This is a genomic window from Streptomyces sp. NPDC020731 (genome assembly GCF_044334705.1).
Taxonomy (GTDB): Bacteria; Actinomycetota; Actinomycetes; order Streptomycetales; family Streptomycetaceae; genus Streptomyces.
The window spans coordinates 189,123-195,710 of record NZ_JBIRTN010000017.1; the positions used below are offsets into that span (position 1 = coordinate 189,123).

7 protein-coding genes are annotated in these 6,588 nt (G+C 72.5%); 6 read left to right on the forward strand and 1 reads right to left on the reverse strand.

Annotation, left to right across the window (positions count from 1 at the left end; translation table 11 throughout):
* Positions 1 to 46 precede the first annotated feature (46 nt).
* The 6 genes from ACH4VX_RS25785 (at position 47) to ACH4VX_RS25810 (ending at position 5,836) form a co-directional block, all read left to right on the forward strand.
* The gene (locus tag ACH4VX_RS25785; protein WP_398370448.1) at positions 47 to 868 is read left to right on the forward strand and encodes a slipin family protein; all 822 of its coding nucleotides are present in this window, start codon (positions 47 to 49) and stop codon (positions 866 to 868) included.
* A 90-nt stretch (positions 869 to 958) separates the two neighbouring features.
* Positions 959 to 2,353, forward strand: a complete 1,395-nt coding sequence (locus ACH4VX_RS25790; protein ID WP_398370450.1) for a PhoX family protein — start codon at positions 959 to 961, stop codon at positions 2,351 to 2,353.
* Between the two features lie 77 nt (positions 2,354 to 2,430).
* Positions 2,431 to 3,954, forward strand: coding sequence for an FAD-dependent oxidoreductase (locus ACH4VX_RS25795; RefSeq protein ID WP_398370451.1), 1,524 nt, complete (start codon positions 2,431 to 2,433; stop codon positions 3,952 to 3,954).
* A 95-nt stretch (positions 3,955 to 4,049) separates the two neighbouring features.
* Positions 4,050 to 4,904: a polysaccharide deacetylase family protein gene (locus ACH4VX_RS25800; RefSeq protein ID WP_398370453.1), complete on the forward strand. Its 855-nt coding sequence runs from the start codon at positions 4,050 to 4,052 to the stop codon at positions 4,902 to 4,904.
* Positions 4,901 to 5,086, forward strand: coding sequence for a hypothetical protein (locus tag ACH4VX_RS25805; RefSeq protein ID WP_398370455.1), 186 nt, complete (start codon positions 4,901 to 4,903; stop codon positions 5,084 to 5,086). The genes ACH4VX_RS25800 and ACH4VX_RS25805 overlap by 4 nt, the downstream gene beginning before the upstream one ends.
* 33 nt (positions 5,087 to 5,119) lie before the next feature.
* Positions 5,120 to 5,836 (forward strand): peptidyl-tRNA hydrolase, encoded by a 717-nt coding sequence (locus ACH4VX_RS25810; RefSeq protein WP_398370456.1) that lies wholly within the window; start codon positions 5,120 to 5,122, stop codon positions 5,834 to 5,836.
* A 132-nt stretch (positions 5,837 to 5,968) separates the two neighbouring features.
* Here ACH4VX_RS25810 and ACH4VX_RS25815 read toward each other — a convergent pair.
* Positions 5,969 to 6,588: IS256 family transposase (locus ACH4VX_RS25815; RefSeq protein ID WP_398370457.1), on the reverse strand; the 620-nt coding region annotated here is incomplete at its 5' end.

The following is a 6,588-nucleotide window of genomic DNA, read 5'->3' on the forward strand; positions in this document are numbered from 1 at the left end:
CAGCGGACGAAAGCAAGCACAGCGGACCTCTGACCGGGAGGTCGACATGGTCGAGGAGCTACTCACCGCAGCCGTCACCGTGGGCGCCGCCGGCGCCGCCTACGTCATCGCGGCAGCCCGAGTCGTCAAACAGTACGAACGCGGCGTCGTCTTCCGCCTCGGCCGCCTGCACGGCACCGCGCGCCCACCCGGCTTCACCCTCGTCGTCCCCGGCGTGGACCGCCTCCACAAGGTCAACCTCCAGATCGTCACGATGCCGATCCCCGCCCAGGAGGGCATCACCCGGGACAACGTCACCGTCCGGGTCGACGCGGTCGTCTACTTCAAGGTCGTCGACGCGTCGGCGGCCGTCATCAACGTCGAGGACTACCGCTTCGCCGTCTCCCAGATGGCCCAGACCTCGCTGCGGTCGATCATCGGCAAGAGCGACCTCGACGACCTGCTGTCCAACCGGGAGAAGCTGAACCAGGGCCTGGAGCTGATGATCGACAGCCCCGCCGTCGGCTGGGGCGTGCAGATCGACCGCGTCGAGATCAAGGACGTCTCCCTGCCCGACACCATGAAGCGGTCCATGGCCCGCCAGGCCGAGGCCGACCGCGAACGCCGGGCCCGCGTCATCAACGCCGACGCCGAACTCCAGGCGTCCAGGAAACTCGCCGAGGCGGCCCAGCAGATGTCGGAGACCCCCTCCGCCCTCCAGCTCCGCCTGCTGCAGACCATCGTCGCCGTCTCCGCCGAGAAGAACTCCACCCTCGTCCTGCCCTTCCCCGTCGAACTCCTCCGCTTCCTGGAACGGGCCCAGCAGCCCGCACCGGACCTCCCGACGGAACCCCGCCCGGAGTCCGACGGCCGCGCCCCCGGCCCGTGACACGAGCTACGCGCGTGGTTCCCGTGACCCGCGCCAGGTGATAGACACGACCGGGTCACAGTTCCTGTCCGCCAGCAGGAAGGTTTCCCCATGTCAGAAACCGGGTCCACCACCGGCTCCCCCGCGACACGACGTCAGATGCTCGCCCGTTCCGGCGCCCTCGGCATCGGCATCGCCTTCACCGGCGCCCTCTCCGAGCTCTTCACCGGCACCGCCGCCGCCCAGAACCTCGGCCACAGCGGCTACGGCCCCCTGGTCCCCGACCCCGACGGACTGCTCGACCTACCGAAGGGCTTCCACTACAAGGTGCTCTCCCGCGAGGGCGATCAGTTGCGCTCCGGCGAGGGCCCGGTCCCCTCCAACCACGACGGCATGGCCGCCTTCGCCGGCCGCCACGGCCGCGTCCACCTGGTCCGCAACCACGAGAACCGCGCCACCGGAAGAGTCCCGGTCCCGGTGGTCGACGGCCTGACCTACGACCCGGAGGGCAAGGGCGGCTGTACGGCGCTGACCCTGGACCACCACGGCCGGGTGCTGTCCGAGCGGGTGGCGATCGCCGGTACGGCCGTGAACTGCGCGGGCGGACCGACCCCCTGGGACACCTGGCTGACCTGCGAGGAGACCGAGGACAGGGCCGGCACCAACGGCTACACCAAGGACCACGGCTACATCTTCGAGGTCGACGGCGCCGACCCGCGCCGCACGGGCGCCGTACCGCTGACCGCGATGGGCCGCTTCCAGCACGAGGCGATCGCCGTGGACCCGAAGCGTGGCGTGGTCTACGAGACCGAGGACGCCTTCGAACGGCCCTTCGGTCTCTTCTACCGCTTCCTGCCCCAAAAGCCGCTCGGCGGCACCGGTTCGCTGCGCGCGGGCGGCCGGCTCCAGGCCATGCGGGTGCCCGGGGTGCCCGACCTGTCCTCGATCCAGGACATCGGTGCCCGCTTCGACGGCATCGAGTGGGTGGACGTACCGGACCCACAGGCCGCCCGGACACCCATCCGCCACCAGGACTTCGGCCCGCGGGGCATCACCCACGCGCAGAAGCTGGAGGGCTGCTACTGGGGCGGACGCTCGGTCTACTTCGTCTCGTCCTTCGCCCGCAGCGCCGAGGGTTCGGCGGCCGACCACTACGGTCAGATCTGGCGCTACGACCCGGACCGGCGCCGCCTCACCCTGGTGATCGTCTTCGGCCCGGACACGGACATCCAGCTGCCGGGCGAGTCACCGGACAACATCTGCCTCGCACCCAGCGGCGGTCTGATGGTGTGCGAGGACGGCGGCGGCGCCCAGCACGTCTACGGCGTCACCCGGCGCGGCGAGGTCTACGCGATGGCGCGCAACCGCCAGAACACGAACACGCCCGAGGACCCGGAATGGGGCGAGTTCGCCGGGGTCACCTTCTCCCCGGACGGCCGCACGATGTACGTCAACTGCTACGACCCCGGCACGACCTTCGCCGTGACGGGCCCCTGGCGCGGGTAGCCACGCCACGGCCGGGGCGGAAGGTGGTTCGCCCTCCGCCCCGGCTGAACTCGGCGCGCCGGGGTACTCGACCTCGCATGACGGAGAACCAGCAGGTCAGCGGCTCGTACTGGCTCCAGACCGCACCGGGCGGCCGGCACCCCGCGCTGACCGGGGACCTCGATGTCGACGTGGCCGTGATCGGCGCGGGCATCGCCGGCCTGTGCACGGCCCGGGAGCTGGCACGGGCCGGGAAGAGCGTGGCGGTGCTGGAGGCCGGGCGGGTCGCGGCCGGCGTGACCGGGCACACCACGGCCAAGGTCACCGCCCTGCACACGCTGGTCTACGACAAGCTGCGCCGCACCCGGGGCACCGAGGGCGCGCGCCTGTACGCCCGTTCCCAGTCCGAGGCGATCGAGCACACCGCCCGGGTCGTGGAGGAGCTCGGCGTCGACTGCGAGTGGGAGCGCCGCAGCTCGTACACCTACGTCCGTGACGGGGACCGGGTGGAGGAGCTGCGCGCGGAGGCCGAGGCGGCGCGGGAGGCGGGGCTGCCGGCCTCCTTCGTGACGGAGACCGGCCTGCCGTTCCCGGTGGCGGGCGCCGTCGAGGTGACTGACCAGGTGCAGTTCCACCCCCGCAAGTACCTGCTGGCCCTCGTGGACGACATCGTCGCGCACGGCGGGCGCGTCCACGAGGACACCACCGTCCTCGGGCTGGAGGAGGGCACGCCGTGCCGTCTGTCGACGGCGGCCGGGGCGACGGTGACGGCCCGGGACGTCGTGGTCGCCACCCACTACCCGGTCTTCGACCGGGCACTGCTGTTCACCCGCCTCTCCCCGCGCCGCGAACTGGTCGTCGCCGGGCCGCTCCCGGCCGGTCAGGACCCGGGCGGGATGTACATCACCCCGGAGGAGAACACCCGCTCGGTGCGCACGGCTCCCTACGGCGAGGACGGCACCCGCCGCTTCCTGGTGGTCACCGGTGAGCACTTCACGCCGGGCACGGGCGACACGCGCGCCCTCTTCGACCGCCTCTCCGCGTGGGCCCGCACGCACTTCCCCGACGTGGAGCTCACCCACTCCTGGGCCACGCAGGACAACGACCCCACCGACACCGTGCCGCTCGTCGGCCCGCTGCATCCGGGCGCCCGTCACACCTACGTCGCCACCGGCTTCGGCGGCTGGGGCATGAGCGGCGGCATGATGGCGGGCCTGCTGCTCACCGCACAGATCACCGGCGAGGAGTGCGCGTGGAGCGAGCTGTACGACCCGCGCCGGCTGGCCTCCGCCGTGCGTGAGGCGCCGTCCTTCCTCAAGCATCAGGCGCAGGTGGCCAAGCACTTCGTCGGCGACCGGCTGCGTCCGGCACCGCCGGCGGAGGCGCTGCCGCCGGGCGAGGGCGCCGTGGTCCGCGCCGAGGGCGGCCGGCTCGCGGTCTACCGCGACGACGACGGCACCCTGCACGCCGTCTCCGCCCGCTGCACCCACCTGGGCTGCCTGGTGGACTTCAACGCCGCCGAACGCGCCTGGGAGTGCCCCTGCCACGGCTCCCGCTTCGACATCGACGGCAAGGTCGTCCAGGGCCCGGCGACGCGACCGCTGGAGCAGCGCGACATCTGAGGCGGCGGGGGTGCGGGCGCCCACCCGGGTGACGCGGGGGCGGGCTTCTCCGCACAACGGCAGGAATGCCACCACGCCGCTCATATTGTCATACGGTGATCACTCTCGTACGCCGAGCAGCCGCCGTATGCGTGCTGGCCACCGCGCTCGCCGCCTGCGCCACCACCCGCCCCGCCCCGCAGGTGCCCCGCCCCGCGCCCTCCGCGCCCTCGGCCCCTCCCACGCTCGCCCCGGGCCCGTCCGGCCTGACCCCGGTCTTCCGCAACGGCCCGCGCACCGGCGACCGCACGGTCGCCCTCACCTTCGACGCCGACATGACCGCCGACCAGGGTCCGAGGGCGGCGGCGGGCGAGCACTTCGACCACCCTCGGCTCCTCGCCACCCTGCGCGCGCTGAAGGTGCCGGCCACGGTGTTCATGACGGGCCGCTGGGCCGAGGAGTACCCGGACCAGGCCCGCTCCATCGGCCGGGACCCGCTCTTCGAGGTCGCCAACCACTCCTACAGCCACTACGCGTTCACCGGTGACTGCTACGGCCTGCCGGCCGTCTCCGCCGACCGGATGCGGACGGACGTGGAACGGGCGTACGCGGCGTTCCGGAAGGTGGGCGTACCCGATCCGAAGCCGTACTTCCGCTTCCCCGGCGGCTGTTACGACCGTACGGCGCTCAAGGCGCTGACCCCGGCCGGCGTGACGGCCGTGCAGTGGGACGTGGTCGGCGGCGACGCGTTCGCCACGGACGCGGAGGCGGTGGCGCGGCAGGTGCTGGAGGGCGTACGCCCCGGCTCGGTGGTCGTCCTGCACTGCACCCGCAGCGCGGCCCCGACGACGGAACGGGCCGTACGGAGAATCGTCCCGGAGCTGCGCCGCCGGGGCTACCGCTTCGTGCAGGTCTCCGAACTGATCGCGGCGGCGAACGGCCGGGGCGGGCGTCCTACCCTTGAGCCATGACCGACACCGACAACGACTACTGCCTGATCGACGTCACCCGGCCGCCCGAGGCCGACGGTCCACCGTACGCGGCGTGCGTGCTGTGCCAGGAGCCGACGGAGCACCCGGAGTCGTACAAGGGCATCACGCTGTGCCCGGTCTGCGAGTGGCGGGAGGCCGAACGCACGTCCTGCTCCGGCTGACGGGACCGCCGCGCGGCTTGGCACACTGACCCCGTGAGCAATGATCAGACACCTGCCGCCGACAGCCCCTTCCGCCCCGACCCGGGCGCCCGCGACGCGGCACCCCAGTTCGTCCTGCCCCTGGTGGTCCGCATCGAGCGGGCGGCGCCCCCGGCCCGTACGGACGCCCTGGAGACGGCGGCCCGCGCGGTGCTGGTGATGCTGACCGACGAGCGCTCGGCCGGCGAGGGCGAGTGGGCGCGGGCGATGCGCGACTGGCAGGACGCCCGCATCCGCAAGGTGGTGCGCCGGGCACGGGGCGCGGAGTGGCGCCGCGCGGAGGCCCTCCCGGGGATCACGGTCACCGGCGAGTCGGCGGAGGTCCGCGTCTTCCCGCCCGTCCCCCTGGACGGCTGGCCCAAGGACCTGGCCCGCCTCCAGGTCTCCGGCACCGACCTCGACGACCCCGACCCCGCGCCCCCGGCGGACCCGGCGGCCCCCGTCCTCTGGCTGAACCCCGCCCTCGACATGTCGGCCGGCAAGGCCATGGCCCAGGCGGGCCACGCCGCCCAACTGGCCTGGTGGCAACTCCCCGACGAGGCCCGCACGGCCTGGCACACCACCGGCTTCCCCCTCACCGTCCGCACCGCCGACCCCGCCCGCTGGCCCGCCCTGACCACCAGCGGCCTCCCCACGGTCCGCGACGCGGGCTTCACGGAGATCGCCCCGGGCTCGTGCACGGTGGTGGCGGATCATCCGGCACTGCGGTGACGCGGTGGGGGTGAGCGGGGCGTGACGCCTGAAGCGGTCACCGTTGGAGAAGACCCCGCCCATCCGCCACGGGGCAACGGACAGACGGGGCCGGGTGTGTCCAGTAGACGGCGGATCCAGTTTGCGTAGGGGTCAGTTGGCGGCCGGGGTGAGTCGGCCTTCGAAGGCGATCTGGAAGGCGTTCAGGGGTGCCTTCCAGCGCATGGTCCACCGCTTGCGGCCCTTGCCGGTCGGGTCCAGGCTCATCAGGGCCATGTAGACGCACTTGAGGGCCGCGGCTTCGTTGGGGAAGTGTCCGCGGGCACGGACGGCCTTGCGGATGCGGGCGTTGACGGACTCGATCGCGTTCGTCGAGCAGATGACCTTGCGGATCTCGACGTCGAAGGAGAGGAAGGGCACGAACTCGGCCCAGGCGTTCTCCCACAACCGGGTGACCGCCGGGTACTTCTTGCCCCAGGCTTCCTGGAACTCGCCGAACCGCTCGGCCGCGGCGGCCTCGTTCGGGGCCGTGTAGACAGGCTTTAGCGCCTTGGCGATCTTGTCCCAGTCTTGACGGGCCGCGTGCCGGAAGCTGTTCCTGAGCAGGTGAACGACACAGGTCTGGACAATCGTTCGAGGCCAGACCGTCTCCACGGCCTCGGGCAGGCCCTTCAGCCCGTCGCAGACCAGCATCAGGACATCATCGACGCCCCTGTTCTTCAGATCCGTGAAGACGCTCAGCCAGTACTTCGCGCCCTCGCCGCCGTCACCGG